The organism is Streptomyces sp. A0642 (assembly GCF_004795105.1).
Taxonomy (GTDB): domain Bacteria; phylum Actinomycetota; class Actinomycetes; order Streptomycetales; family Streptomycetaceae; genus Streptomyces.
In genome coordinates this window covers 1-26,102 of record NZ_SSBL01000038.1, presented here as the reverse complement: position 1 = coordinate 26,102, position 26,102 = coordinate 1, and the positions used below count along the sequence as shown (strand labels likewise).

Sequence of the window (26,102 nt, the reverse complement as noted above, 5' to 3'; positions counted from 1 at the left end):
TTACCTACGGGTAGTTAATTGGCTGTGCATGACTGAGCAACGGCCTTTGGGTGAAGGGTTTTTGACAAGTGTTGAATTGTGCGTCGGGGTGCTCGGATGAGCATTCGGTGGTGGGTTCACGGGTCTCGGGGGCGGGTGGGGTGGGGTCCGGGTTCGCTGTGGCAACCGGTGCGGCGGCGGGTGGTCATCGAATGGAAACGTGCCGGGGGTGTTGCCGGGGGCCGGGTGTGGGTGATTATCTACGCGCGTTGTCCGAGCGTGCGGGGGGTCTACGCGCGTGGTGTGCGGACAGAACTGTGCACGGAGAGAACTGAGATGTGGGAGACGAGATGCCGCTGAACCGAAGGACGTTCCTGGGCACATCGGCCGCGGCCGGGGCCGGTGTGGCGATCGCGGGTGGTGCCGCGGCGTCGGCCGAGGCGCATGGCCGGGGGCACGGGCGTCCGCCGAAGCGGTACTCGTTCACCGTGATGGGGACGACGGACCTGCACGGGAATGTCTTCAACTGGGACTACTTCACGGACAAGGAGTTCGACGACAAGGCGCACAACGATGTGGGTCTGGCGAAGATCTCGACGCTGGTGGAGCAGGTGCGCCGGGAGAAGGGCCGTCACAACACCCTGATGATCGATGCGGGTGACACGATCCAGGGGACGCAGTTGTCGTACTACTACGCGAAGATCGATCCGATCACCGCGAAGCACGGCCCGGTGCACCCGATGGCGCAGGCGATGAACGCGATCGGTTATGACGCGGCGGCGCTCGGCAATCACGAGTTCAACTACGGCATTCCCGTGCTGCGGAAGTTCGAGGAGCAGTGTGATTTCCCGCTGCTGGGTGCGAACGCGCTGGATGCGAAGACGTTGCGGCCGGCGTTCGCCCCATACGTGATCAAGAAGTTGCGTACGCCGCACGGCCGGGATGTGAAGGTCGCGATTCTGGGGCTGACGAATCCGGGGATCGCGATCTGGGACAAGGCGAACGTGAGCGGGAAGATGGTGTTCCCGGGTCTTGAGGAGCAGGCGGCGAAGTATGTGCCGCGGCTTCGTTCGATGGGTGCGGATGTGGTGATCGTGTCGGCGCACTCGGGGTCCAGTGGGACGTCGTCGTACGGTGATCAGATTCCGTATGTGGAGAATGCGGCGGGTCTGGTGGCGGAGCAGGTTGCGGGGATCGACGCGATTCTGGTGGGGCATGCGCACTCGGAGATTCCCGAGTACTTCGTGGAGAACAAGCAGACCGGTAAGAAGGTCGTGCTGTCGGAGCCGTTGAAGTGGGGGCAGCGGCTGACGTTGTTCGACTTCGACCTGGTGTGGGAGAAGGGGCGCTGGGTGGTCGAGAAGGCCGGCGCCCAGGTGTTGAACTCGAATACGGTGGCGGAGGACCCGAAGGTCACAAGGTTGCTGGTGGACGAGCACAAGAAGGTGGTGGCCTACGTCAACCAGGTGATCGGTACGTCGACGGCGGCGATGACGACGGCCGAGGCGGCGTGGAAGGACGAGCCGATCATCGATTTGATCAATGTCGTCCAGGCGGAGACGGTGAAGGCGGCGCTGGCCGGTGGCGCGTATGCGTCGTTGCCGGTGCTGTCGCAGGCGTCGTGTTTCTCGCGGACGGCGCAGATTCCCGCGGGGAATGTGACGATCAAGGATGCGGCGGGGCTGTATCCGTTCGAGAACACGCTGGAGGCGCGGCTGCTGACGGGTGCGCAGCTGAAGGACTATCTGGAGTTCTCGGCGCGGTATTACGTGCAGACGGCGGCGGGCGCTCCGGTGGACACGTCGAAGCTGACGAACGCGGACAACACACCGGACTACAACTATGACGCGGTCTCGGGTCTGACGTATGACATCGACATCGCGAAGCCGAGTGGTTCGCGGATCGTGAATCTGTCGTTCGAGGGCAAGCCGATCGATCCGACGGCGGAGTTCGTCCTGGCGGTGAACAACTACCGGGCCAGCGGTGGGGGCAATTTCCCGCATGTGCCGGGTGCGAAGCAGTTGTGGGCGAATTCGGAGGAGATCCGGAACACGATTATCGCGTGGGTGCGGGCGAAGGGGGTCGTGGATGGTGCGGCGTTCGCTTCGGTGGACTGGCGTCTGACGCGGGATGGTTCGCCGGTGTTCTAGTGCTTCTTCCGGTGTCGGCCGGGTGGGTGAGGCGGCCGCTTGCTTCCCTTGGTGGGAGGTGGGCGGCCGCTTTGTGTGTGTGGGGGGGGTTGGTTGTGTCAGTTGCCTTGGACGAGGGGGACGAGGAGGGGTTTCTGGGTGGGGAGGGTGTTGTGGGGGGTGAGGCCGAAGGTGGTGAAGGCGGTGCGTTGTGGGAGGGGGTAGGGGGTGGTGCCGGTGAGGTGGTTGAGGATGGTGGCGCTGCGCCAGGCGGCGAGGCCGAGGTCGGGGGCGCCGACTCCGTGGGTGTGGCGTTCGGCGTTCTGTACGTAGACGTTGCCGGTGATGGCGGGGTCGAGGTCGAGGCGGTAGTGGGCGTCGATGCGGGGGCGTCCTGCGGCGTCGCGGCGGACGTGGGCGGCGAGGTTGCCGAGGATGTGGTCGAGGGGGCGCTCGCGGTAGCCGGTGGCGAGGACGACCGCGTCGGTGGTGAGGCGGGTGCGGGTCTTCTGCTGGGTGTGTTCGAGGTGGAGTTCGATGCGGCTGGTGGCGACGCGGCCGGCGGTGCGGACGGTGACGCCGGGGGTGAGGGTCGCGTCGGGCCAGCCGCCGTGGAGGGTGCGGCGGTAGAGCTCGTCGTGGATGGCGGTGATGGTGTCGTGGTCGATGCCTTTGTGGAGTTGCCATTGGTGGGGGACGAGTTGGTCGCGTACGGGTTCGGGGAGTGCGTGGAAGTAGCGGGTGTAGTCGGGGGTGAAGTGTTCGAGGCCGAGTTTGGAGTACTCCATGGGGGCGAAGGCGGGGGTGCGGGCGAGCCAGTGAAGTTTTTCGTGGCCGGCCGGGCGGGAGCGGAGGAGGTCGAGGAAGATTTCGGCGCCGGATTGTCCTGAGCCGATGACGGTGATGTGGTCGGCGTCGAGAAGTTGCCGTCGGTGGTGGAGGTAGTCGGCGGAGTGGATGACGGGGACGGTCCGGGCGTCGGTGAGGGGTTTGAGGGATTCGGGGATGTGGGGTTCGGTGCCGATGCCGAGGGCGATGTGGCGGGTGTGGGCGCGGCCGAGGGCTTCGGCTTCGCCGTCGGGTCCGAGTTGGGTGTAGTCGACTTCGAACAGGGCGCGTTCGGGGTTCCAGCGGAGGGTGTCGACTTGGTGGCCGAAGTGGAGTGCGGGGAGTTGTTGGCTGACCCAGCGGCAGTAGGCGTCGTATTCGGCGCGTTGGATGTGGAAGCGCTCGGCGAAGTAGAAGGGGAAGAGCCGGTCGCGGGTGCGTAGGTAGTTGAGGAGGGTCCAGGGGCTGGTGGGGTCGGCGAGGGTGACGAGGTCGGCGAGGAAGGGGACTTGGAGGCTGGAGCCTTCGATGAGGAGGCCGGGGTGCCAGTGGAAGGTGGGGCGTTGTTCGTAGAAGGCTGTGGTGAGGGGTTGGGGGATGCCGTGGGCGAGGGCGGCGAGGGAGAGGTTGAAGGGGCCGATTCCGATGCCGATGAGGTCGTGGGGCTGATCGGTCTCGGGGGTGGGCCGGTCGGTCCGGGCTGTCATCGGTGCGTGCTGCCTTCTGTGGATGTGGTGAGTTCGGTGCGATGGGTGTGTGGGGTGCGGTCGTCGGGTCCGGCCGGTTCGGCGGCGAGGCGTGTCACGAGGTCGAGGAGTCTTTGCAGGTCGTCGGCGGTGGCGTAGGGGTTGAGGAGGGTGGCTTTGAGCCAGAGGCGGCCTTGGGTGCGGGTGCGGCCGAGTACGGCGTGGCCTCGGGTGAGGAGGGTGCGGCGGATGGTGGCGACGGTGTGGTCGTCGGCGTCGGTGGGGCGGAAGAGGACGGTGGTGATGGTGGGGCGGTCGTAGAGGTCGAGGGTGGGGGTTTTGGTGATGAGGTCGGCGAGGTGGTGGGCGGCGGTGCAGGTGCGGTCGATGAGGTCGGCGAGTCCGGTGCGGCCGAGTGCCTGGAGGGTGACGGCGATCTTGAGGGCGTCGGGGCGGCGGGTGGTGCGCAGGGAGCGGCCGAGGAGGTCGGGGAGTCCGGCGTGGGTGTCGTCGTCGGCGTTGAGGTAGGGGGCTTGGTGGTGGAGTGCGTCGAGGTGGTGGTGGTCGGGGACGGCGAGGATGCCGGCTGAGGCGGGTTGCCAGCCGAGTTTGTGGAGGTCGAGGGTGACGCTGTGGGCGCGGTCGAGGCCGTTGACCTTGTGGCGGTGGGTGGCGCTGAGGAGGAGGGGGCCGCCGTAGGCGGCGTCGATGTGGAGTTCGGCGCCGTGGGCGTCGCAGAGGTCGGCGATGTCGGTGAGGGGGTCGATCTGGCCGGTGTCGGTGGTGCCTGCGGTGGCGGTGACGAGGGCGGGGCCGTGTCCCTGGTGGTGGGTGAGGGCGTCTTTCAGGGCGGTGAGGTCGATGGTGCCGCGGGGGGCGGGGACGGTGAGGGGTGCGGGGAGGCCGAGGAGCCAGGCGGCGCGGGCGATGCTGTGGTGGGCGTTGGCGCCGGAGATGGTCTGGACGGTGCCGTGGCGTTCGCGGGCGAGGAGCAGGGCGAGTTGGTTGGCTTCGGTGCCGCCGGTGGTGACGAGGGCGTCGGGGTGCGGGTGGTGGGGGTAGATCTCGGCGGCGAGTGCTCGGGTGGTGTCGGCTTCGAGGGTGGAGGCGGCGGGGGCTTGGTCCCAGGAGTCCATGGAGGGGTTGAGGGCGGAGGCGGCGAGGTCGGCGGCGGTGGCGAGGGCGAGGGGCGGGGTGTGGAGGTGGGCCGCGCAGAGGGGGTCTGCGGGGTCGGCGGCGCCTTCGGTGAGGGCGCCGATGAGGGTGGCGAGGGCGTGGTGGGGGCCGGTTCCGTGTTCGGGGATGGCGGGGTCGAGGGCGGTGCGCATGTGGGCGGCGACGGTGTCGGGTCCGCCTGCGGGGAGGGGGCCGTCGCGTCGGCGGGCGCCCTCTTGGAGTGCGGTGAGGACGGTGTCGATGAGGGGGCGCAGGGCGGTGGGGCCGGTGGTGGAGCCGGCGAGGGGTGGGGTGGGCATGGGTGGGTGGCCCTTCGGTGCACACGGGTGGGCATGGGGGGACTTGCCAGCTTGTCCGGGTTTCCTTGGGCGTTGCCGGGGAGCGTGCTGATCTGAACTCGAAAGGGGGATGGGTGGGCGCTTGGGGGCGTGGGTGAGGGGGCCGGGTGGTAATGGGTGCGGAGGCCCCCGGGGGGCCGGATGCGGGTGTGCCCGGCCTGTCCTCGGGCGAGGGCGGGCCGGGCACGGGTGGTGCGGGGTGTGCGGGGTTTTCGGGTCAGTGGGCGGTACGGACGGTGAGGGCGCGGCGCAGGTCGTCGATCTGGTCGGCGAGTTTGCGGCGGAGTGCGGGGATGAGGGCCTGGTCGGTGAGGGCCTGTTCGCCGAGGTGGAGGCTGTCGGCGTCGACGGCGTAGGCGGGGAAGGCGTAGCGTCCGGCGGCTTCGGCGATGGCCGGGCCGCGGCGGACGGCGAGTGCGGTGGCTTCGGGGTAGTAGCGGGGCACGTACGGGGTGAGGAGGCCGGTCTGTTCGGGCTGCCAGAAGCCTTGGGCGGTGGCGGTGAACAGGTAGTTGGAGAGGGTGTCGTCGGTGAAGAGGGCGTGCCAGGCGGCGGCCTTGGCTTCGGGGGTGGGCAGGGCGGCGCGGCAGCGGGCGGCGCCTTCCTGGCCGGTGGCGCTGGGGTCGGCTTCGAGTTCGGCGGCGATGGCTGCTTCGTCGGTGGCGCCGAGGACGGCGAGGCGGGTGAGGATGCGCCAGCGGAGTTCGGGGTCGAGTTCGGGGCCGCCGGGGACGGTGCCGTCGGTGAGCCAGCCGTGGATGGTGTCGGGCTGGGTGGCGGCGTCGATGAAGTGGCGTACGGCGGTGAGGCGGAGGCCGGGGTGGGTGCCGTCCTCGGTGCGGCGGATGAGGTCGCGGGTGAGGGAGGTGAGGGTGGCGAGGGCGGCGGGGCGGTTCTCGGGGGTGACGTAGCGTGCGGCGATCTGGGTGTCGGCGAAGGCGAGGACGCCTTGGAGGAGGGCCAGGTCGGTTTCGTGCGGGAGGTGGGCGCGGGCGGCTTCGAGGTAGGCGGTGGGGGCGAGTTCGCCGTCGCGGACCATGTCGCGGGCGGCGTTCCAGACGACGGCGCGGGTGAGGGCGTCGGGGATGCCGGAGAGGCCGTTCAGGACGGTGGTCCAGGAGTCCGGGTCGAGGCGGACCTTGGCGTAGGTGAGGTCGTTGTCGTTGAGGACGACGAGGGCGGGGCGGCGGCCGGGGCGGGTGGTGGAGTCCTGGGTGGCGTCGTCCTGGGGGATGCCGAGGTCGAAGCGGTCGCGCAGGACGAGGCGTTCGGGCCCGGCCTGGGTGTCGATGGTGTGGTCGTACGTGCCGACGGTGATGTGGTGGGGGCGGGTGCCGTGGTGGTCGACGGTGAGGGACCAGGTGGTGTCGGCTTCGGTGACGTGGGGGGTGAGGGTGTCGACTCCGGTGGTGCGCAGCCACTGGTCGGCCCAGGCGTGGACGTCCCGGTCGGTGGCGGAGGCGAGGTTGTCGATGAAGTCGGCGAGGGTGGCGTTGGCGAACTTGTGGCGGGCGAAGTGGGTGTTGATGCCGGCCAGGAAGTCCTTCTCGCCGAGCCAGGCGACGAGTTGGCGCAGGGCGGAGGCGCCCTTGGCGTAGGAGATGCCGTCGAAGTTGAGCATCGCGGAGGCGGTGTCGGGGACGGCGGCGGGGTCGGGGGCGACGGGGTGGGTGGAGGGACGCTGGTCGGCGTCGTATCCCCAGCCCTTGCGGGAGACACCGAATTCGACCCAGGTGTCGGGGAACGGGGGCTCCCCTGCCTGAACGGAGTTGAGGGCTCGGGGAAGGGTGACTTCGGCGAGGGTCTGGTAGCCCATGTATTCGGCGAAGGACTCGTTGAGCCAGATGTCGTCCCACCAGGCGAGGGTGACGAGGTCGCCGAACCACATGTGGGCCATTTCGTGGGCGATGACCATGCCGCGGGTCTGGCGTTCGGTGTCGGTGACGGCGGAGCGGTAGATGAATTCGTCGCGGAAGGTGACGAGGCCGGGGTTCTCCATGGCGCCCGCGTTGAATTCGGGGACGAAGGCCTGGTCGTAGGAGTCGAAGGGGTAGGGCTCGTCGAACTTCTCGTGGAACCGGTCGAAGCAGGCGCGGGTGATGCCGAGGATCTCGTCGGCGTCGGCGTCGAGGTGGGGGGCCAGCGAGCGGCGGCAGTGGATGCCGAAGGGCAGTCCGGCGTGTTCGGTGGTCACGGAGTGCCAGGGGCCCGCGGCGACGGCGACGAGGTAGGTGGAGACGGGGGGTGTGGGGGCGAGTGTCCATCGGCCGTCGCCGGTGTGTTCGGCGATGCCGTTGCCGAGGACGGTCCATCCGTCGGGGGCGGTGACGGTGAGGGCGAAGACGGATTTGAGGTCGGGCTGGTCGAACGCGGCGAAGACGCGCTGGACGTCTTCCATGAAGAGCTGGGTGTAGGTGTATGTCTCGTTGTCGGTGGGGTCGGTGAAGCGGTGCATGCCTTCGCCGGTGCGGGAGTAGCGCATTTCGGCGTCGATGCGCAGTTCGTGGGGGCCGGCGGTGAGGGCGGTGAGGGGGAAGCGGTTCTCGGTGAGGTCCGCGGGGTCGAGGGGGTGGCCGTCGAGGCTGATGGAGCGCAAGGTGGCGGGCTTGAGCTCGACGAAGGTGTGACCGGCGGCGAGGGCGGTGAACCGGATGACGGTTCGGGAGTCGAAGGTCTCCTCCCCTGTGGTCAGGTCGAGGTCGACCGTGTACCGGTGTACGTCGAGGAACTGGGCTCGGGCCTGCGCTTCATCGCGCGTCAGTACGGACATGGGGGTCATGCTGCCGTATGGGGCGGACGGTGTGCAGGGGGGTTCTCGCTGGGCTGACGGGGGTCCGCGTCGTCCTTTGAGGGCTAAGATTCTTGATGACGGTGTACCTGTACGGAGGAGTGCCCGGGATGGCGAAGAACGGCTCTGGGGGGTCCGGGGAGTCGGCCGGGCCCGCCCCGCGGGAGGACGCGGTGGCGTCCATCGTGGCGGACTGGCGGCGGGAGCGGCCCGAGCTGGATACGGCTCCGCTGGAGGTGTTCGGCCGGCTGCACCGGGCGTTCCTGCGCTACAGCACCGCGATCTCGCGGCCGGTGGAGCGCAAGGGCCTGTCGATGGCCGGGTTCGACGTGCTGACCGCGTTGCGGCGGGCGGGGGCGCCGTTCAGGCGTACGGCGGGTGAGCTGGCCGATTCGGGGCTGATCAGTTCGGCGGGGGTGACGCTGCGGATAGACCGGCTGGAGAAGGACGGGCTGATCCGGCGGGAGCGGCATCCGCAGGACCGGCGGGTGGTGCACTCGCGGCTGACGGATGAGGGTCTGTCGTTGATCGACGCGCTGTTCTCCGAGCACCTGGAAAACGAGCGGCGGATGCTGGCGGGGTTGTCGGCGCGGGAGTGCGTGCAGTTGGCGGGGTTGCTGGAGAAGCTGGAGCGGTCTGTGCTGGCGGCGGAGTCGGGCGAGTAGGGGCGGGGTGCGCCATGCCGTTTCCCCGGCCCCGGGGCGCGCCGCGCGGGGCCGCTCCCCCGGCGCGGGCCGCCGCTCCCCCGGCCCGGGGCGCCGTTCCTTCGGCGGCGGGGGCGCCGCGAGGGCATCGTTCCCCCGATGCGGGGCGTGTCCTCAATCGCCGGACGGGCTTGATCGTGCCGGTGTCCGGCTCGATGTGCCGGTGTCCGGCGATTGAGGAGCTCGTTCAGCTCGCCGCCTGGGCTTCCGCCTCGGTGCGGTACATGCGGCGGACGCGCACCACGCCCAGGTCGTGCTGGTAGAGGTTCTCCGCCTGGTCGGCGTCCGTGCGCAGGTCCTCCAGCATGATGCGGTCCTGTTCGAGGACGTCCCAGTGGCGGTCCTCCAGGAGCGTCTTGTACAGGAAGCGCCAGGTGTCGCGCTCCCAGCCCGTGACCTTGCGGTAGCGCCAGAAGAAGACGGCGCAGCGGTCCTCGTCGATGGGGGTGGCCATGCCGACGATGCCGAAGGGGCCGCCGGGGCCGGCGGTCGGGGGGTAGGGGATGGTGAGGTCCACCCAGTCGACGCCCGTGCGGCAGAGTTCGACCCAGTCGAAGTTGACGCCGCTCTGGTCGGTCTTCTCGAAGAAGAAGCCGCGCTCGGTCTCGCGGATGCGGAAGCGTGCGGTGGTCTGTCCCTCGGCCATGCTGTGCGAGTCGCGGTGGAGGAACGAGCCGTGCATGGGGTCGAGCAGGTTCTCCACGGCGTAGCGCCAGTTGACGTTCCACTCGGCGTAGCAGAGGAAGGCGGACGTGCCCGGGTCGGTGAGGTGCTCGGGGAGCACGAGCGGGGCCGGTTCGGGGTGTTCGGCGTCGCCGAAGTAGGCGAGGATGCCGCCGGCGGTCTCGACGACGTGGGGGGCCGCGACGAGTTGTCTGCCTTCGAGGTTGCAGCCGGGCAGGCCGGGTACGGCGGCGACGGTGCCGGTGCCGTCGACCTGGACCCCGTGGTACCAGCAGGCGATGCGGTCCCCGAGGTGTTTGCCGAGGGAGAGGCGGGCGCCGCGGTGGGGGCAGCGGTCCTCGAGCATGTGGAGGGTGCCGTCGGCGCGGCGGAAGAGGAGCCATTCCTCGCCGAGAAGGGTGAGGCGCTTCATGCCTCCGGCGGGAACGTGGTCGGAGGGGCAGACGGCGTACCACTGGTTGCGGATGCCGGTGGCGAAGAGCCGGTCGGCGGTGCGGTTGCCGGGGCGGGCGACTTCGGAGGGGCGGGTGGGGGTGCCCGGGGGCACGGGGGTGGTGGTGTCGGTGGTCATGGTCGGCTCACGCTCCCAGTCGTCGCATCTCGCTGCGGAAGGTTTCCTCGGTCCACGGGCTGCCGTCGGGGGCGGGGAGGTCGCGGGCGTTGAGTCCGGCGACGAGTCCGGGCAGGTCGTGGGTGCCGCTGCCGAAGACCTCTTCGATGACTGCGGCGAGCTTCTTCTCGTACGGGGTGGGTTCGGCGGTGCGTGCCTGGTGGGGTTCGAGGTATTGGGGGGTGGTCGGGCTGGTCATGTCGGCCGGCTCCCTTCGGGGGCGTGTCAGAGGTCGAGTACGAGGCGGGGGGTGCGGGCGCGGGAGACGCAGAGCATCATCGAGGCGCCGGCTTCGCGTTCGGTGTCGGTGAGGAGGAAGTCGCGGTGGTCGGGGGTGCCTTCGAGGACCTTGGTCTCGCAGGTGCCGCAGATGCCGTCGCGGCAGGAGGAGGCGACGGTGATGCCGGCGTTCTCCAGGGCGTCGAGTGCGGAGGTGTCGGGGCCGACTTCGACGGTGCGTCCCGTGCGTGAGCAGACGATGTCGAAGGTGCTGTCCTCGCCGTCGCGGGGTGCGGCGGCGGGTGCGGCGAAGCGTTCCGTACGGGCGTCGGGGTGGCGTTCCTCGACGGCGGCGAGGAGGGGTTCGGGTCCGCAGCAGTAGACCTGGGTGCCCGGCGGCAGGTCGCCGAGGAGGGTGTCGAGGTCGAGGTGGCCGTGTTCGTCCTGGGGCACGAACTCGACGGATCCGCCGGGGAGGGCCGCGAGTGCGGTGAGTTCGGCGCCGAAGGCCAGGGAGGTGCGGGTGCGGCCGCCGTGGACGAGGCGCCAGGGGGTGCCGGTGCGGGCGGCTTCGCGGGCCATGGCGAGGATCGGGGTGATGCCGATGCCGCCGGCGATGAAGAGGTAGCCGGTGGTGTCGCCCGTGGTGTCGAGCTCGAAGTGGTTGCGGGGTCCCTGGACGTGGAGGGTCTGGCCGGGGCGGAGCTGGGTGTGGAGGTGGGCGGAGCCGCCGCGGGAGGCGGGTTCGCGCAGGACGCCGATGCGCCAGTGGGTGGTGTCGGCGGGGTCGGAGCACAGGGAGTACTGGCGGATGTGTCCGCCGGTGTGTACGTCGATGTGGGCGCCGGGCCGCCAGGCGGGGAGGGGGTCGCCTGCGGGGTGGGTGAGTTCGATGCTCAGGACGCCGTCGGCCTCCCAGGTCATGCGGTGGACGAGCAGGTCGAGCCGGGGTTCCTCGGCGGTTGTCATGACGGGTTGCCTCCTTCTCCGGAGGTATCGGTGGCGGTGGCGGGGAGCTTGACGGGCGGGGTGAAGGGGGTGTTCATCGGGCCGAGTGCGGTGAGGTCGATCTCGACGAGGGTGGGGCCCGGGGAGGCGATGGCTTCCTTGATGACGGGTCCGGCGTCGGCTTCGGAGGCGATGCGGGCGTACGGGAGGCCGGTGGCGGCGGCGAGGAGCGCGAAGTCGGGGGTGGTGAGGTCGACTCCGGAGCGGCGGGGGAAGTGGTTGTCCTGCATGTTGCGCAGGACGCCGTAGCCGCCGTCGTTGAAGACCAGGAGGGTGAGGTCGGGCTTCTCCTGGGCGAGGGTGAGGAGTTCACCGAGGTGGACGGCGAGGCCGCCGTCGCCGGCGATGACGACGGTGGGGGTGTCGGGGCGTCCGAGTGCGGCGCCGATGCCCATGGCGAGGCCCTGTCCGATGCCGCCGCCGCGCGGGAAGACGTTGGTGGCCGGGTCGGTGATCTCCAGGAGCCGGTTTCCCCAGGTGGACGAGGGGATGGTGACGTCGCGGGCGATGACGGATCCGGGCGGGCAGGCGTCACGGATGGCGTCGTTGATCGCGGCCTGGGGTCCGATGGCGTGGCGTTGGGCGCTGCGGGCGTCGGTGCGGGCCTTGCGCACGCGGTCGGGCCAGCTCGTCTCCGTCGCTCCGCTGGTGACGCGGCCCAGGAGGGCGGCGAGTACGGCGGTGGCGTCGCCGTGGAGGGCGACGGTGGCGGGGTACACGCGGCCGGGGGCGGCCGGGTCGAGGTCCAGCTGGATGTGGAGGGGCGGGAGTTCGAGGCTGTAGTCGGCGGTCTCGTTGGAGCGGAAGTGGGTGCCGATGGAGAGCAGGACGTCGGCTTCGGCGAGCAGGGCGCGGCCCGCGGGTGCAGTGGCGTAGTTCCCGAGGACGCGGTCGTCGGACTCGGGGACGGAGCCGCGTCCGGAGTTGGAGGTGACGAGTCCGGCGTTCAGGGCGTCGAGGAGGGCCGCTAGTTCGGGGCGGGCGGTGTTGGCACCGCCTCCGGCCCAGACGAGGGGGCGGCGGGCGGCGGAGAGCAGGGCGGCCGCTTCGTCGAGGAGTGCCGGGTCGGGCAGGGCGGGGGCGGCCGGCTCGGGGAGGGGGGCGCCGGTGAGGCGCTGGGGGGCGAACTGCAGGTCGATGGGCCATTCGACGCTGACGGGGCCGTGCGGGGCGGTGAGTGCGCGGGCCGCCGCGTCGCGGAGGATGCCGCCGGCGCTTGCGGCGTCGGTGACGGTGACGGCGTGGGTGGAGACCGCGCGGAGCATGCCGAGCTGGTCCTTGGTCTCGTGGATGAAGCCGCGTCCGGAGCCGAGGTGGGCGCTGTCGATCTGTCCGGTGATGTGGAGGACGGGGGTGCCGGAGCTGAGGGATTCGATGAGCGATCCGGCGGCGTTGCCGGCTCCCGTACCGGTGCTGGTGAGGGCGCAGCCGAGGTTGCCGGTGGCGCGGGCGTAGCCGTCGGCGGCGTTGACGGCGGCGGCTTCGTGGCGGACGGGGACGAAGCGGAGGTCGCGGTCGACGGCTTCGACGAGCGGCAGGTTGTGCACGCTGACGATGCCGAACACCGTGTCGACGCCGAGTGCGCGCAGCGTCTCGACGAGCAGGTCGCCGCCATTGGGTCGGGTCATGTCGGGTGCTCCTGGGGTGGATGGGGTGGGGGGGTAGGGCCTGTCCGGCGGGTCGGGGTCGACCCCGGCCCTGATTCGCCGGACAGGCCCTATGCGACGGCGCGGTTGACGCCGCCGCAGACGTCGACGGTGGTGCCGGTGATGTAGGAGGCCCTGGGCGACAGGAGTGCGGTGACGGCGTACGCGACTTCGTCGGCGTTGCCGAGGCGGCCGAGTGCGATGCCTCGGTCGGCGGCGAGGGCGGCCTGCCAGGCGGGGTAGTCGAGGGGGCTGCGGGAGGCGGCGTAGCGGCGTTCCCACTGTCCGGTGTCGACGAGGCCGAGGCAGACGGAGTTGACGCGGATGCCGTCGGGGGCGAGTTCCTTGGACAGGGAGGTGGAGAGGTTGAGGATGCCGGCGCGGGCGGCGCTGGTGGTCATCAGCGCGGTCTCGGGTTGTTTGGCGAGGACGGCGTTGATGTTGACGACGGAGGCGGTTGAGGAGGCGCGCAGGTGGGGCAGGGCGGCGTTGAGGGGGTTGAGGACGCCGAAGAATTTGAGTTCGAGTTCGTCGCGCCAGTCGTCGGCGGTGGTCTCGGCGAAGGGTTTCATCCGGGAGGCGCCTGCGTTGTTGACGAGTCCGTCGAGGCCGCCGAGGTGTTCGGCCGCTCGTGCGGTGAAGGCGTGCACGGCGGCTTCGTCGCGTACGTCGCAGGGGGCGTGGTAGAGCGCGTCCGGGCCGGCGAGGCCGTCGAGTGCCTCGGTGAGGGCGTCGGCGCGGCGGCCGCAGGTGGCGACGCGGGCGCCTTCGGCGAGCAGCATGCGGACCGTGGCGAGGCCGACGCCGGAGCTGCCGCCGGTGACGAGGATGCGGTGGCCTTTCAGGCGGAGGTCCATGGGGTTCCTTGCGGGTCGGGGGTGCGGGCGGCGAGGGCCGGGGCGGTCCGGCACAGCGCTCTGTCCTCGGTCGCGGGGCGGGCGTGTGTGTCCGGTGCGGCTCACTGCATCGTGAAGCCGCCGTTGACCGCGAAGGTCTGGCCTGTGATGTAGCCGGACTCGTCGCCGACGAGGAAGGCGATCAGGCCGACCAGGTCCGCCGGTCGCTGCGGCCGGGAGATCGCCCGGTTGAGGCGGTACAGCTCGTGGCGTTCGGCGGGGATGTCCACGGCGGACTCCCCCTCGGTGAGGCCGGGGGCGACGGCGTTGACGGTGATGCCGAAGTCGCCGGTCTCGCGTGCCATCGCCCGGGTCAGGGAGATGACGGCGCCCTTGGAGGCGATGTAGTGGGCGAGCCGCGGTGAGCCGTACAGGGCGGCGTCCGAGGCGAGGTTGACGATGCGTCCGCTGCCGTGGGCCCGCATGAGCGGGAGGAGGGCGCGGGCGACGAGCCAGGGGCCGCGGGCGTTGACCGTCATGATGCGGTCCCATGTCTCGACGTCGATCTCGTGGAACGGTCTGCCGCCCACCGCGTTGGCGAGTCCGGCGTTGTTGACCAGTCCGTGGAGCCGGCTGCCGTCGTCGGCGAGGGTGGCGGCCAGGGTGGCGACGGAGTCCGGGTCGGCGACGTCGAGCGGGTGGTAGTCGGCGGTGATGCCCTCGGCGCGCAGTGCGGCGGCGGCCTGCCGGCCGGTGGTCGCGTCGAGTTCGGCGATGACGACGCGGTGGCCGTCGTTGCCGATCCGGCGGGCCGCGGCCAGTCCCAGGCCGCGGCCGGCGCCGGTGACGACGACCGTGCGGGGGGTGTCGTCGGCGGCCATCAGTCGCGGGTGATGCCGTGCATCGGGGAGTGCTCGGGGTAGGTGGGGACCTGCGGCTTCTGGGTGCCGATGATGACGCAGAACAGGGCGTCGGTGTCGCCCTCGTTCTTCAGGGAGCGGGCGACTCCGGCGGGGACGACGATCATGTCGCGGTAGCCGAGGGTGCGGTATTCGGCCTCGTCGGCGCCTCGGTGGATGCCGACCCTGACCTGGCCCTCCAGGACGAAGAAGGCCTCCTCGACGTCGTGGTGGGTGTGCTCGGGGCCTTCGGCGCCCGGCGGGAGCAGCATGTTGGAGAGGGTGAAGCCGCCGGAGGGCAGGATGCGGTTGTCGTTCTCGTGGTTGCCGGTGGCGCCGGAGCCGACGTAGCGGATCTGGGCGCGGCGGTACTGGGCGCCGGCCTTCTCCTGGAAGGAGAGGGTGTTCCAGTCGGGTTCGCGGGAGTCCTTGGTGGCGATGAGGGAGTCGGTGAACTTCGCGAGGTCGCCGTCGGTCTCGTACGGGGTGTTGTCGATGGGCACGAGATGCTCCTTGGTTCGGTGGTGGGGGTGGGTGGTGGGGTGTCTCGTCGTTACGCGGGTACGCGGGCGACGACGTGGAGGTGGGCGCGGACCCAGGCGTTGAAGGCCTCGGGGCGTTCCTGGTTGGAGAGGTGTCCGGCGCCGGAGAGGGTGACGTAGACGGACGTGGCGAGTGCCCCGGCGATGGCCTGGGACTCGTCGGTGCCGGTGACGGTGTCCTGTTCGCCGCACAGGACGAGGGCCGGTGCGGTGATGGCGGGCAGGTCGTCGGTGAGGTCGGTCTCGGCCATGGACGCGGCGGCGTAGCCGTAGCCGGGGCTGCGGACGGAGGCGGCCATCGTGGCGACGACGCGTTCGACCAGGGCGGGGGGCGCGGCGTCGGAGACGAGGCGTGGTCCTCGTGCGGCGGCGAAGGCGTCCGGCCCCTGGTCGGCGAGTTGCCGTGCACGGCCGCGCATGGCCTCGGCCTTGTCCGGCCGGGTGCCGGAGCCGCGGCTGGAGTCGGCGACGATCAGGGAGGCGACGAGGTCGGGGTGGCGGGTGGCCAGGCGCAGGGCGATGACGCCGCCCCAGGAGACGCCCAGGACGTGGGCGGGGCCGCCGTGGGTGCGGATGAGGGCGGCCGCGGCGTCGGCGTAGCCGTCGAGGCCGGGGGCGCGGGCGGGGTCGGCGGAGTCCGCGTAGCCGGGGGCGTCCCACGCCACCACGTGCACCTGGTCGGCGAGTCCGTCGAGTTGCGGGGCGAAGGCGGCGGAGGAGGAGCCGATGCCGTGGAGGCAGAGCAGCAGCGGGGCTTCCGGGTCGCCGGCCTCCCGCGTATGCACCCCGGCTGGGGCGGCGGTCACAGGATCTGTCCTGCCCGGCCGACGACGGCGCCGAGGCTGCGGAGCACGGCGTGCGGGACGACCTGGCTGGTGGCGGGGTTCGCTTCGTCGGGGCGGTGGGCGACCTCGAACCGGTAGGAGCCGTGGGGACCGGCCGCTTCGATGACGTGCCGGGTGAGGGTGGCGGCCGGGTCGGCGACGACGACGACCTCGACGAGGGCGGGGTCTCCGGTGGCGAGGGCGACGGAGGCGGCGACGTTGGTCGACTTGGGGAATTTCGCCGGGACGTCGATCGCGGTGCCGCGCATCACCTCGACGGGTTCCGCCGTGGTGCGCAGCCGTTCCGTCAGCTCCGCGTCCATCCAGGGCTGGTGGAGGGTGGCGGGGAGTTTGGTGGTGGTGAGGGTGACCGTGGTGAGGGGACCGAGTCCGCGGACAGCCTGCAGGAGGTCGAGTCCGCCGACGGCTCCGCCGGTGAAGTAGACGCGTCCGGGTCCGGCGGCGCGGAGCCGCTCGGTGAGGGCGGGGTCGGTGAGGGCGCCGGTGGAGGCGATGAGCAGGTCGGCACCGCTGTCGAGGACGCGCTCGGCCCATTCCCGTACGACTGCCTGGCCCGCTGCTTCGACGATCAGGTCGCAGACGGCGAGGGCGTCCTCGAAGGAGAGCTGGGGTGCGGGGGCGTCGACGAGGGGCCGGTTGTCGATGATGCAGGTGAGTTCGGCGCCGGGGACGCGGCCTTCGGCGAGGGCGGTGCCGACGACACGGCCGATGGCTCCCCAGCCGACGAGGCCGATGCGGCGCACGGGGCGGGCGGAGGCGTCCGGCCGGTGGGTGAGGGTGGCGGTCATGCGGTCACCTCTTCGGTGGCGGCGGAGGGTGTGGTGGCGAGGGGGCCGGGGTCGGGGATGCCGGCCATGTGGCTGCGGATGCCGGGTGAGGGCGGGCCTGCGGTGCCCCACAGGTCGGAGAGGTCGGGGGTGCGGCGCCAGACCTTGGCGATCCAGGCGTCCTCGACGATCTGGGCGACCTCGGAGGTGTATTCGCAGACGAGTCCGGCGGGGTCGGTGAAGTACGAGAAGGTGTTGTTGCCGGGCCCGTGCCGGCCGGGCCCCCACTGGGGGTTGATGCCGTGGTGGCGGAGGCGGCCGAGGCCGCGCATGAAGTGGTCGACGTCGCTCATCTCGTAGGCGACGTGGTTGAGGGAGGTCCATTCGGCCTGGTTGAACGCGATGCAGTGGTGGTCGGCGTTGCAGCGCAGGAAGGCCATCTGGTGCTCGGACCAGTCGGAGACGCGCAGCCCGAGGACCGAGGTGTAGAAGGCGACGGCGGCGTCGATGTCCGTGGTGTTGAGGACGGTGTGGGTGACGCCGACGGGGACGGCGGCGTCCCGGCCGCGCGGGGTGACGGCGTGGGTCTGGGCGCTGAGTTCGATCAGCCGGCCCTCGGGGTCGGTGAAGCGGAGTCCGTAGCCGCCGCCGACCTGGTCGAGGGGGCCGGGGCCTGCGGCGGGGACGATGCCGCGGGCGAGGAGCCGGCGGGCGGCCTCGTCGATCTCGGCGGGGGTGGCGACGGCGAAGGTGATGCGGCCGAGGCCGTTGCGTTCGCCGCGGGCGAGGTGGAGGACGTGGTGTTCCTCGCCGGTGCCGCGCAGCCAGGCGGCGTCGTTCTCCCGTTCGACGGGTTCCAGGCCCCAGACCTCGGCGTAGAAGTCGGCGGACTCGGTGAAGGCGGGGGTGCGGAGTTCGACGGAGCGCAGGGCGCGCAGCCGGGCGACGGGTTCCAGCGGGGGGTGTGCGGTGTGCTCGTACGGCATGGGGTGCTCCGGAATCGTCTCGCTCGGCTTCACTGGGCTGCCCAGGGCAGCGGGGTGGCGTCGGTGGCCCAGTAGAGGGACTTCTGCCGTTGGTAGCCGCGGATGAGGTCGCGGCCCTTCTCGGTGCCGAGGCCGCTGTCCTTCAGTCCGCCGAACGGGGTCGAGATGCTGAACTGCTTGTACGTGTTGATCCAGACGGTCCCCGCGTCGATGCGGCGGGCCAGGCGCCAGGCCCTGGCGTGGTCGCGGGTCCAGATGCCGCAGGCCAGGCCGTACACGCTGTCGTTGGCCTGGGCGACGAGGTCGTCCTCGTCGTCGAAGGGCAGGGCGACGACGACCGGGCCGAAGATCTCTTCCTGGCAGACGCGGGCGGTGTTGGGCAGGCCGTCCAGGACGGTGGGGAGGTAGTAGGCGCCGTCGCGGTAGCGCTCGCCCTCGGGGGCCGCTCCCCCGCACCGGACGGTGGCGCCTTCCTCGCGGGCCAGGTCGACGTAGGCGGCGACGCTGTCGCGGTGGCGGTGGTGGACGAGCGGGGCGACCTGGGTGTCGGGGTCGGTGCCGGGTCCGACGCGGAGTTTCGCGGTACGGGCGACGAGTTCGCCGAGGAACTCCTCGTAGCGGGAGCGGGCGACGAAGAGGCGGGAGCCGGCGATGCAGCTCTGCCCGCTGGAGGAGAAGACGCCGTACATGACGCCGGCGAGCGCCTGCTCCAGGTCGGCGTCCTCCAGCACGATCGTCGGGGACTTGCCGCCGAGTTCGAGGGAGACGGGGATCAGCTTGTCGGCGGCGGCGTGGGCGAGGGTGCGGCCGGTGGCGGTGCCGCCGGTGAAGGTGATCTTCTCCACGGCCCGGTGGCGCACGATGGCGTCGCCGATGACGCTGCCGCGGCCGGGCAGGACGGAGAGCAGGGCGGCGGGGAGGGCGGCCTCGGTGAGTGCCTGGTGGACGAGCCGGCCCAGGGCGAGGGCGACGAGGGGGGTCCACTCGGCGGGCTTGAGGAGGACGGCGTTGCCCGCGGCGAGGGCCGGGGCGATTTTCTGGGCGTCGCTGGCGATCGGCGAGTTCCAGGGGGTGATCGCGCCGACGACGCCGATCGGTTCGTGGACGCTCATCGTGACGTACGGGCCGCGGGCGGGGGTGAGCGCGTCCTCGGCGGTCTCCACCGCGGCGGCGGTGTAGCGGAAGGTGCCGGCGGCGCTGTGGACGAGGGCGCGGGTCTCGGTGCGGCACTTGCCGGTGTCGGCGGTCTGCAGGGCGGAGAGCCGCTCGGCGCTCTGCTCGACGAGGTCGGCGATGCGGTGGAGCAGCCGGGCACGGAGGTGGGCGGGGAGCTCGCGCCAGGCGGGGTCGTGGGCGGCGCGGGCGGCTGCGGTGGCGGCCTCCTCGACGTCGTCGAGGGATGCGGCGTGGAGGGTGGCGATGACCTGGCCGGTGGCCGGGTCGACCGTTTCGATGAGGGCGCCACGGCCCTGTCGCCACTGCCCCGCGACCAACACCTCGTCGGCAAGCATCAGTTGGCCTCCTGCGATCGGTTCGGTTACCTCAGGGCTAAAAATCTAAGCGCTTAAGTAATTGTCCGCAAGCCCCCCGGGCAAAAACTCCTTTTGCCTCCGGGGTCTTGACGGCCACCGCCCCCGTGCCGGTAAAACTTAAGCACTTAGAAGCTAGGCACTTACGAAACTTCCCAGAGGCAGTGGGTGATGTCACCCGCTCATGGGCGCCGCACGGCCGCCGTCCCCCGTACGCTCGACCGACTCGGCCGTCGTCCACCCCCGCGCTCGGCCGGCTCACCCTCCTCTGCCCACTCGTACACCTGGCTCCCCAACCGCTCCGGCCCCATGCGGAGCAGGAGGAACCCTGGATGAGCACCGACACCTCGAAGGACGCCGTCCCCGGCTCGTCGCCGGCCGGCACCACCCGCTCCACCATCGCCGCCCGCTTCGAACGCCTGCCGCTCTCCCGCTGGCACGTCACCGTCCGCCTGATCGTGGGAGTCGTCACCTTCTTCGAGGCCTTCGACCAACTGCTGATCGCCTACGCACTGCCCGAGCTCCGCGACGAGTGGCAGCTGTCCACGGGCGACGCCACGGCGGTTCTCACGGTCGGCTCGGCCGGCATGCTCGTCGGCGCCCTGCTGTCGGGCCGGCTGGCCGACCGCTACGGCCGGGTGAAGGTGATCGCGTACTGCGTGGCGGTGTCCGGCCTCGCGAGCCTGGCGCTGACCGCGTGCACCTCGCTCACCCCGTTCCTGGCCCTGCGCTTCGTCCAGGGACTCGCGATCGGGGGCGAGGTGCCGGTCGCGGCGGCCTTCATCAGCGAGATCACCCGGAGCTTCAAGCGGGGTCGCTTCGTCCTGCTGTACGAGCTCGTCTTCCCGGCCGGCCTCACCATCGGCGCCCTGGTCGCGGCCTGGGTGGTCCCGGCGGCGGGCTGGCGCGTGATGTTCGCGGTCGCCGCCGTGCCCGGCCTGCTGGCCTTCCTCGTCCAGCGCAAGGTCCCGGAGTCGCCGCGCTGGCTCGCGGAGCGGGGCAGGCCGGCCGAGGCCGAGGCCGTCATGGCCCGGATCGAGGCCAAGGTGTCGGCGGCGACGGGCGCACCACTTCCCCCGCCGGCCCCTGCCGCCTCCGCCCCGGCCCCGGCAGCGGCCCCGGCAGCGGCAGCCACCCCGGCGGAACGCGCCGCGACCGGCGTGCGCGGCCTGTTCACCGGCCGCTACCGGCGCCGCACGCTGGTGGTCGGCGCGATCTGGTTCACCGGCTACTTCGTCAACTACGGCGTGACGTCCTGGCTGCCCAGCATCTACAAGGACGCGTACGACCTCACCCTGTCCGACGCCCTGCTGTACTCCACGGTGACCTCGGTCGCCGGTCTGCTGGGCTGCCTGATCGTCGCCCTCACGGTGGACGTCCTGGGCCGCCGCCGGATCTTCGCGATCTGTCTCGGCGCCTCGGCCGCACTGCTGCTCACCCTGGCGGCGCTGGGTGCGGGCACCCCCGTACAGGTGCTGATCTGGACGTCTCTCGCGGCGGTCGGCTTCTTCGGCTCCAACATCTGCCTGTACCTGTATGCGCCCGAGCTGTACCCGACCCGGATGCGCGCCCTGGGCTGCAGCGTCGGCGGCGCGGTCAACCGACTGGGCGTGATCCTCGGCCCGATCCTGGTGGGCGCGGTCTACGCCGCCGGTGACAGCGTCGCCACGGTGTTCGTGATGCTGGGAGCGGTGGCCCTGGGGGGCGCGGTGGTGGCGGGAACGCTGGCGGAGGAGACGGCGAACCGCCCGCTGGAGGAGATCTCGCCCTGAGGGGCGCTCACGCGCGGTCGCCGCGAAAGCTCCGGTACTCGTCGTTCATGAGATCCCAGAAGGACCGGTACCGGACGGCTCCGGGCAGCCAGCGCGCGAGATACCAGGCCTCCCACTCCCCGGACGGTGTGACCACGTGCGGGTCGAGGAGACAGACGTCTCCCGCCCCGGGCGTATGGCTGATCTCGAGCATGTCGCTCAGATACCCGGTCCGGAGGGTGCAGGGGTGCTGCTCGTCGCCGTGGACGAGATACTCCTCGTCGGGCACATCGGCCCCGCCCCGGTCGCCGCCCGAGGAGCCGCTGACACCGGCCGTCGCGCCGGCCGAAGGCGCTAGGGCGTGTTTCGAAAGTAGCGCCGTCCGCCCGGAGGGCGGCTCGGCGGCGCCTGGTGCGTGCGATCGCAAGGCGGAGGGTCGCCCCGATACTGGTTGTATCGGGGCGATCCCGACAACGCGGCGAGTGTGCGTGCCAGGCGTCGCCGAGCAGGCGGGACTCTCGAAACACGCCCTAGGCCCCCGCGCCGCCCGACCCGTTCGCCGACTCCTCCGCGATCCGCTCGTGGTGACGGATGACCTCGGCCACGATGAAGTTCAGCAGCTTCTCGGCGAACGCCGGATCCAGGTGCGCGCTCTCCGCCAGCTGGCGCAGCCGGGCGATCTGGCGGGACTCGCGGGCCGGGTCGGCCGGGGGGAGCTGGTGGGCGGCCTTGAGGTGGCCCACCTGCTGGGTGCACTTGAAACGCTCGGCGAGCATGTGGACAACAGCCGCGTCGATGTTGTCGATGCTCTCGCGCAGCCGGTTCAGTTCGGCGCCTACGGAATCGTCGATGTCGCTCGTGGTCATGGTCAGTGAGCTTAGAGGTGCCCCGCTAAGGGCTGTCCCGCAGTTCCTGGTGGATCAGCGCGCGGCGTCAGATGCGGTGCATCGCAAGGCGGAGAGGCGGCCGCATACTGGATGTATTCGGGCGTTTCGACAACGCGGCGAGGTGCCGTAGCTGGCGTCGCGCGCCCGCCAGGAATTGCGGGACAGCCCTTAGGGGATGATCGTCGGTGGGTGTTCCGGATCCGGGACCCGGTCGCTCCAGCCGCCCGGCACGCTGCGGCCCTGCTGGGCGCGGAAGCGGACCGGGGCCATGCCGACGCGGCGGGCGAACAGCCGGGAGAAGTACGCCGGATCGTCGTACCCCACGCGCCGGGCGACGGCGGCGACGGGCAGGTCGCTGGTGGCCAGGAGTTCCTTGGCGTGGCCGAGCCGGATGCCGAGGAGGTAGTCCTTCGGGCTGCACCCGGCCCCCCGTCGCACCGCCGTGCGCAGTTCGGCGGGTGTCATGCCGTGCCGGGCGGCGTGCTCGGCGACGGAGAGCGGCTGGAAGGCGTCGCGGGCCAGGGCCTGCAGCACCGGGTCGCCGTCGGGGCCGATGTCGGCGCGTGCGCGGCGCAGCGCGACGAGGAGTTCGTGGACGGCCGCCCCCGTCTCCACCTCCAGCAGCGGGTTGCCGCGCCGGGCCGCCCGGACCATCCGGCCGATCGCGGCCCGGGGCGCCGCGGTGTCGGCGAGCGGGACGAGGGGGCGTTCCGGTTCGATGCAGCCGAGTTCGGTGTAGGTGGTCGTGGCGGGCCCCGTGAAGTCGACGAAGCTCTCGTCCCAGCCGGTGACCGGATCCGCGCCGTAGTGGTGGGGGGTGCCGGGGGTCAGCCAGATCAGGCTGGGCGCGGTGACGGGCAGCCGGCGCCCATCCGGTCCGGCGAACCATCCGCTGCCCGTGTGGATGACGACCGCCACGTGGTGGTCCAGGGTGCGGGGCCCGACGGCCGGCAGCGTGCCGTGCTGCAGACCGACCCCCAGGCAGACCAGGCCGAGGCGGTGGTGGAGCGGGCTCGGGGTGAAGAAACGCATCCAGGTGTGGTACATCGGCCCTCGCTCCCCCTCCGCTCCCCCGGCCGCTCCCGGCTGACGTGCGACGTCGTGTGCTGCGCACCAGCAGTCGTGCGGCTGCGTCCAAACAGCAGTGATCTTTGTCCATGGACCGGCCGCACGCCAGGGGGCGACGCTGGTCCGTGACATTGCTCCCGGGTGCCGCCCGCTCCGTCACACGTACCGCGTTCCGCATACCGGGCCGTGTGCCGGCGCGGCGTTCACGGGACCGCGCGCACAGGAGAGAACGAGCACGATGGCTGACTTCACCGTGGGGGACGACCACTTCCGGATCGACGGAAAGCCCGTACGGCTGCTGTCGGGGGCCCTGCACTACTTCCGGGTGCACGAGGCGCAGTGGGAGCACCGGCTGTCGATGCTGCGGGCGATGGGCCTGAACTGCGTCGAGACGTACGTGCCCTGGAACCTGCACGAGCCGCGGCCGGGCGAGTTCCGTGACGTGGGGGCGCTCGGCCGTTTCCTGGACGCGGCGCACCGGGCCGGCCTGTGGGCGATCGTCCGGCCGGGACCGTACATCTGCGCGGAGTGGGAGAACGGCGGGCTCCCCGCGTGGGTGACCGGCCGGTTCGGCCGGCGGGTGCGGACCCGGGACGCCGGGTATCTGGCCGCGGTGGAGCGGTGGTTCACCGAGCTGCTGCCGCAGGTGGCGGAGCGGCAGATCGACCGCGGCGGTCCGGTGATCATGGTGCAGGCGGAGAACGAGTACGGCAGTTACGGCACCGACGCGGTCCATCTGCGCCGGGTCGCGGCGATGCTCGGTGCGTGCGGGGTGAGCGTTCCGCTGTTCACCTCCGACGGGCCTGAGGACCACATGCTCACCGGTGGTTCGGTCCCCGGTCTGCTCGCCACGGCGAACTTCGGTTCGGGGGCGCGCGAGGCGTTCCGGGTGCTGCGCCGGCACCAGGCCGGTGGGCCGCTGATGTGCATGGAGTTCTGGTGCGGCTGGTTCGAGCACTGGGGCGCGGCTCCGGTCGTGCGGGATCCGGCGCAGGCCGCCGGCGCGTTGCGGGAGATCCTGGAGTGCGGGGCGTCGGTGAACGTCTACATGGCGCACGGAGGGACGAACTTCGCCGGCTGGGCGGGCGCCAACCGTTCCGGGCCGTTGCAGGACGAGGAGCTGCTGCCGACGGTGACGTCGTACGACTACGACGCGCCGGTCGACGAGTACGGGCGGCCGACGGAGAAGTTCCGCCTGTTCCGGGAGGTCCTCGCGCCGTACGCGGACGGGCCGCTGCCCGCGCTCCCGCCGGAGCCCGTCGGGCTGGCCCCGGTGCGGGCCGAGCTGACCGAGTGGGCGCCGCTGCCGGCCGTCATGGAGGCGCTCGGTGACGAGGAGGCGGCGGAGTCCGGTGTGCCGCCCACGTTCGAGGAGCTGGGGGTGGACCGCGGCCTGGTGCGCTACCGGGTCGCGGTGCCGGGTCCGCGCGGCCCGTACACGCTGGGTGTCGCGGGCCTGCGGGACCGGGCGACGGTGTACGTCGACGGGGTGCGCCGCGGGGTGCTGAGCGAGGGGGACGCATACCTGCCGGAGCCGGTGGCCGGGCCGGCCGAGGTGGAGCTGTGGGTGGAGTCGCTGGGCCGGGTCAACTACGGTCCGCGGCTGGGCGAACCGAAGGGGATCACGGGGGGCGTCCTGCACGAGCGCCAGTTCCTGCACGGCGTACGGGCACGGGCGCTGCGGCTCGACGCGTTCGACGAGCCCGCGGCGGTGGCCGGCGTGCCGTTCGCGCCGGTCGACGGGTCGGGTCCCAGTGGCCTGTACCGGGGCACGTTCGAGGTCGCGGACGTGTCCGGGACCGGGCACGCCGGGCTCGAACTGCCGGGCTGGACGCGGGGCTTCGTGTGGGTGAACGGGTTCTGCCTCGGGCGCTACTGGTCGGCGGGCCCGCAGGGGACGCTGTACGTGCCGGGCCCGGTGCTGCGGGACGGCGTGAACGAGGTGTGGGTGCTGGAGGTGGAGGGCGCGGGGGCGCCGTTCGCGGAGCTGGGGCCGGGCGTGCCCGTGCGGGCGGGCGGTCCGGCGGACGCGGACGCCTGACGGGCAACGGCCCTCGCGGTCTACAGTGGTGAGGAGTCGAGCGCCGCGACGTGGGGGTGGGGACGTGTCGGACAGCCCCCACACCAGCCCGGTGACGCACGGCTTCCCGCATCTGGCCACGGTCCGGTCGGCGATCACCGCCCTCTACCGGCGGCTGTCGTACGACGGCGTCCACCGCTTCGCCCCCAGCCTCGCCCCCGTCGACGCCGCGTTCGCCGACGCGGACGACCTCCATCTCGGCGCCCAGCGGGTGGCGCGGGCGATGGTGCGCCATCTGCGGCTGCCGGACGCCCGCATGATCGTGGCGTTCCGCTCGATGGAGCATGCGGGAAGCGTCGAACTCGCGGCGGGCCCTGAGTACTTCATCGAGCTGAACGACCGTTTCCGGACCCATCGCAGGGACATCGGGGCCGCGTTGTCGCACGAGGTCACGCATGTGCTGCTGCACCGGCTCGGCCTGGAGTTCCCCGGGACCCGTGCCAACGAGATCCTCACCGACACCGCGGCGGCCTATCTGGGGGCGGGCTGGCTGCTGCTGGACGCGTTCCGTCAGGACGCCACGTCCAGCCAGAAGCTCGGCTATCTCACCCCGGAGGAGTTCGGGTACGTGCTGGCCAAGCGGGCGATCGCCTTCGACGAGGATCCCTCGCCGTGGTTCACCAGCCCGCAGGCGTACACCGCGTACACGAAGGGGAAGGCTCAGGCGCTGCGCGAGAGCGCGCAGCCGCCGCTGACGGCCGCGGGCTGGGCGGGCCGGCGCCGGTACGCGAAGGACCGGCGCTACGCCCAGGACCACCCGGGTGCGGCGCCGGCTGCGGGGCCGGAGGCACCGTACGCGTTCGAGGCCGGGGACGACGGGCTGCGCGTCTCGTTCCCGTGCCCGACCTGCCATCAGCGCAACAGGGTGCCGGTCCGCGGCCGGGTGCGGGCGCGGTGCGCGCTGTGCCGGACGGTGCTGGACTGCACGACCTGAGGGTGGAAACAAGCCCGTCCGGCGTGGGAGGCCGGAAGCGGTTGCTCCGGGCGAACCCGGTTGCCGCTTCGTCCTCACACGCCGGACGGGATGGAATGACGACGGGCTACGCGGCGCGGCGCCCGCGGGCGGGCGCGCCACCGCGGCCCGAACCGCCGGAGCGGCCCGCGCCGCCGGTGCCGC

At 71.7% G+C, this 26,102-nt stretch carries 22 protein-coding genes; 5 read left to right on the top strand and 17 right to left on the bottom strand.

Going from position 1 to position 26,102, the window contains the following annotated elements; all coding sequences use genetic code 11:
- The first annotated feature begins 329 nt into the window (after positions 1–329).
- A complete protein-coding gene (locus E6R60_RS34060) occupies positions 330–2,129 on the top strand; it encodes a 5'-nucleotidase C-terminal domain-containing protein (protein ID WP_136330610.1) in 1,800 nt (599 codons plus the stop codon).
- 98 nt (positions 2,130–2,227) lie between these two features.
- On the opposite strand, the gene E6R60_RS34055 is transcribed toward E6R60_RS34060, so the two are convergent.
- The 3 genes from E6R60_RS34055 to pepN all read right to left on the bottom strand — a co-directional run bounded on the left by E6R60_RS34055 (position 2,228) and on the right by pepN (position 7,906).
- Positions 2,228–3,643 carry a SidA/IucD/PvdA family monooxygenase gene (locus E6R60_RS34055; RefSeq protein WP_136330588.1) on the bottom strand — a complete coding sequence of 472 codons (1,416 nt, stop codon included), beginning with the start codon at positions 3,641–3,643 and terminating at the stop codon, positions 2,228–2,230.
- Positions 3,640–5,097, bottom strand: a complete 1,458-nt coding sequence (locus E6R60_RS34050; protein WP_136330587.1) for an aminotransferase class V-fold PLP-dependent enzyme — start codon at positions 5,095–5,097, stop codon at positions 3,640–3,642. Before E6R60_RS34050 ends, E6R60_RS34055 begins: the two co-directional genes overlap by 4 nt.
- Before the next feature lie 256 nt (positions 5,098–5,353).
- Positions 5,354–7,906, bottom strand: a complete 2,553-nt coding sequence (gene pepN, locus E6R60_RS34045) for an aminopeptidase N (protein WP_136330586.1) — start codon at positions 7,904–7,906, stop codon at positions 5,354–5,356.
- Positions 7,907–8,034: 128 nt separating this feature from the next.
- Between pepN and E6R60_RS34040 the strand changes: the two genes are divergently transcribed.
- The gene (locus E6R60_RS34040; RefSeq protein WP_136330585.1) at positions 8,035–8,589 is read left to right on the top strand and encodes a MarR family transcriptional regulator; all 555 of its coding nucleotides are present in this window, start codon (positions 8,035–8,037) and stop codon (positions 8,587–8,589) included.
- Positions 8,590–8,815: 226 nt separating this feature from the next.
- Here the strand turns inward: E6R60_RS34040 and E6R60_RS34035 are convergent, their stop codons facing one another.
- From E6R60_RS34035 to E6R60_RS33985, 11 genes are all read right to left on the bottom strand, one after another.
- Positions 8,816–9,883 (bottom strand): aromatic ring-hydroxylating dioxygenase subunit alpha, encoded by a 1,068-nt coding sequence (locus E6R60_RS34035; protein WP_240802797.1) that lies wholly within the window; start codon positions 9,881–9,883, stop codon positions 8,816–8,818.
- 7 nt (positions 9,884–9,890) lie between these two features.
- Positions 9,891–10,121: a recombinase-like helix-turn-helix domain-containing protein gene (locus E6R60_RS34030; RefSeq protein WP_136330584.1), complete on the bottom strand. Its 231-nt coding sequence runs from the start codon at positions 10,119–10,121 to the stop codon at positions 9,891–9,893.
- Positions 10,122–10,147: 26 nt separating this feature from the next.
- Positions 10,148–11,110 carry a PDR/VanB family oxidoreductase gene (locus E6R60_RS34025; RefSeq protein WP_136330583.1) on the bottom strand — a complete coding sequence of 321 codons (963 nt, stop codon included), beginning with the start codon at positions 11,108–11,110 and terminating at the stop codon, positions 10,148–10,150.
- On the bottom strand, positions 11,107–12,777 hold the full coding sequence (locus E6R60_RS34020) for a thiamine pyrophosphate-binding protein (RefSeq protein ID WP_136330582.1): 1,671 nt from the start codon (positions 12,775–12,777) through the stop codon (positions 11,107–11,109). Before E6R60_RS34020 ends, E6R60_RS34025 begins: the two co-directional genes overlap by 4 nt.
- Positions 12,778–12,866: 89 nt before the next feature.
- Positions 12,867–13,652, bottom strand: a complete 786-nt coding sequence (locus tag E6R60_RS34015; RefSeq protein WP_136330581.1) for an SDR family oxidoreductase — start codon at positions 13,650–13,652, stop codon at positions 12,867–12,869.
- Between the two features lie 101 nt (positions 13,653–13,753).
- Positions 13,754–14,512: an SDR family oxidoreductase gene (locus E6R60_RS34010; RefSeq protein WP_136330580.1), complete on the bottom strand. Its 759-nt coding sequence runs from the start codon at positions 14,510–14,512 to the stop codon at positions 13,754–13,756.
- Positions 14,512–15,027: a cupin domain-containing protein gene (locus tag E6R60_RS34005; RefSeq protein ID WP_206309588.1), complete on the bottom strand. Its 516-nt coding sequence runs from the start codon at positions 15,025–15,027 to the stop codon at positions 14,512–14,514. Before E6R60_RS34005 ends, E6R60_RS34010 begins: the two co-directional genes overlap by 1 nt.
- 56 nt (positions 15,028–15,083) lie before the next feature.
- Complete coding sequence (locus tag E6R60_RS34000; RefSeq protein ID WP_136330578.1) at positions 15,084–15,878, bottom strand: alpha/beta hydrolase; 795 nt, start codon at positions 15,876–15,878, stop codon at positions 15,084–15,086.
- Positions 15,875–16,705 (bottom strand): aspartate dehydrogenase domain-containing protein, encoded by an 831-nt coding sequence (locus E6R60_RS33995; protein ID WP_136330577.1) that lies wholly within the window; start codon positions 16,703–16,705, stop codon positions 15,875–15,877. Before E6R60_RS33995 ends, E6R60_RS34000 begins: the two co-directional genes overlap by 4 nt.
- Positions 16,702–17,670 carry a VOC family protein gene (locus E6R60_RS33990; RefSeq protein WP_136330576.1) on the bottom strand — a complete coding sequence of 323 codons (969 nt, stop codon included), beginning with the start codon at positions 17,668–17,670 and terminating at the stop codon, positions 16,702–16,704. The genes E6R60_RS33995 and E6R60_RS33990 overlap by 4 nt, the downstream gene beginning before the upstream one ends.
- Positions 17,671–17,699: 29 nt before the next feature.
- Complete coding sequence (locus E6R60_RS33985) at positions 17,700–19,181, bottom strand: aldehyde dehydrogenase (RefSeq protein ID WP_136330575.1); 1,482 nt, start codon at positions 19,179–19,181, stop codon at positions 17,700–17,702.
- 350 nt (positions 19,182–19,531) lie between these two features.
- Here E6R60_RS33985 and E6R60_RS33980 point away from each other — a divergent pair, with 350 nt between their 5' ends.
- Positions 19,532–20,971, top strand: coding sequence for an MFS transporter (locus E6R60_RS33980; protein ID WP_136330574.1), 1,440 nt, complete (start codon positions 19,532–19,534; stop codon positions 20,969–20,971).
- A 7-nt stretch (positions 20,972–20,978) separates the two neighbouring features.
- Here E6R60_RS33980 and E6R60_RS33975 read toward each other — a convergent pair whose 3' ends face one another.
- The 3 genes from E6R60_RS33975 to E6R60_RS33965 form a co-directional block, all read right to left on the bottom strand.
- Positions 20,979–21,239, bottom strand: coding sequence for a hypothetical protein (locus E6R60_RS33975; RefSeq protein ID WP_206309586.1), 261 nt, complete (start codon positions 21,237–21,239; stop codon positions 20,979–20,981).
- Between the two features lie 241 nt (positions 21,240–21,480).
- Positions 21,481–21,816 carry a chorismate mutase gene (locus tag E6R60_RS33970; RefSeq protein ID WP_136330573.1) on the bottom strand — a complete coding sequence of 112 codons (336 nt, stop codon included), beginning with the start codon at positions 21,814–21,816 and terminating at the stop codon, positions 21,481–21,483.
- Positions 21,817–22,005: 189 nt separating this feature from the next.
- A complete protein-coding gene (locus E6R60_RS33965) occupies positions 22,006–22,884 on the bottom strand; it encodes an AraC family transcriptional regulator (RefSeq protein ID WP_136330572.1) in 879 nt (292 codons plus the stop codon).
- A gap of 259 nt (positions 22,885–23,143) precedes the next feature.
- Here E6R60_RS33965 and E6R60_RS33960 point away from each other — a divergent pair, with 259 nt between their 5' ends.
- Positions 23,144–24,946 (top strand): beta-galactosidase family protein, encoded by a 1,803-nt coding sequence (locus E6R60_RS33960; protein ID WP_136330571.1) that lies wholly within the window; start codon positions 23,144–23,146, stop codon positions 24,944–24,946.
- A gap of 64 nt (positions 24,947–25,010) precedes the next feature.
- The gene (locus tag E6R60_RS33955; RefSeq protein WP_136330570.1) at positions 25,011–25,919 is read left to right on the top strand and encodes a hypothetical protein; all 909 of its coding nucleotides are present in this window, start codon (positions 25,011–25,013) and stop codon (positions 25,917–25,919) included.
- Positions 25,920–26,102: the final 183 nt, after the last annotated feature.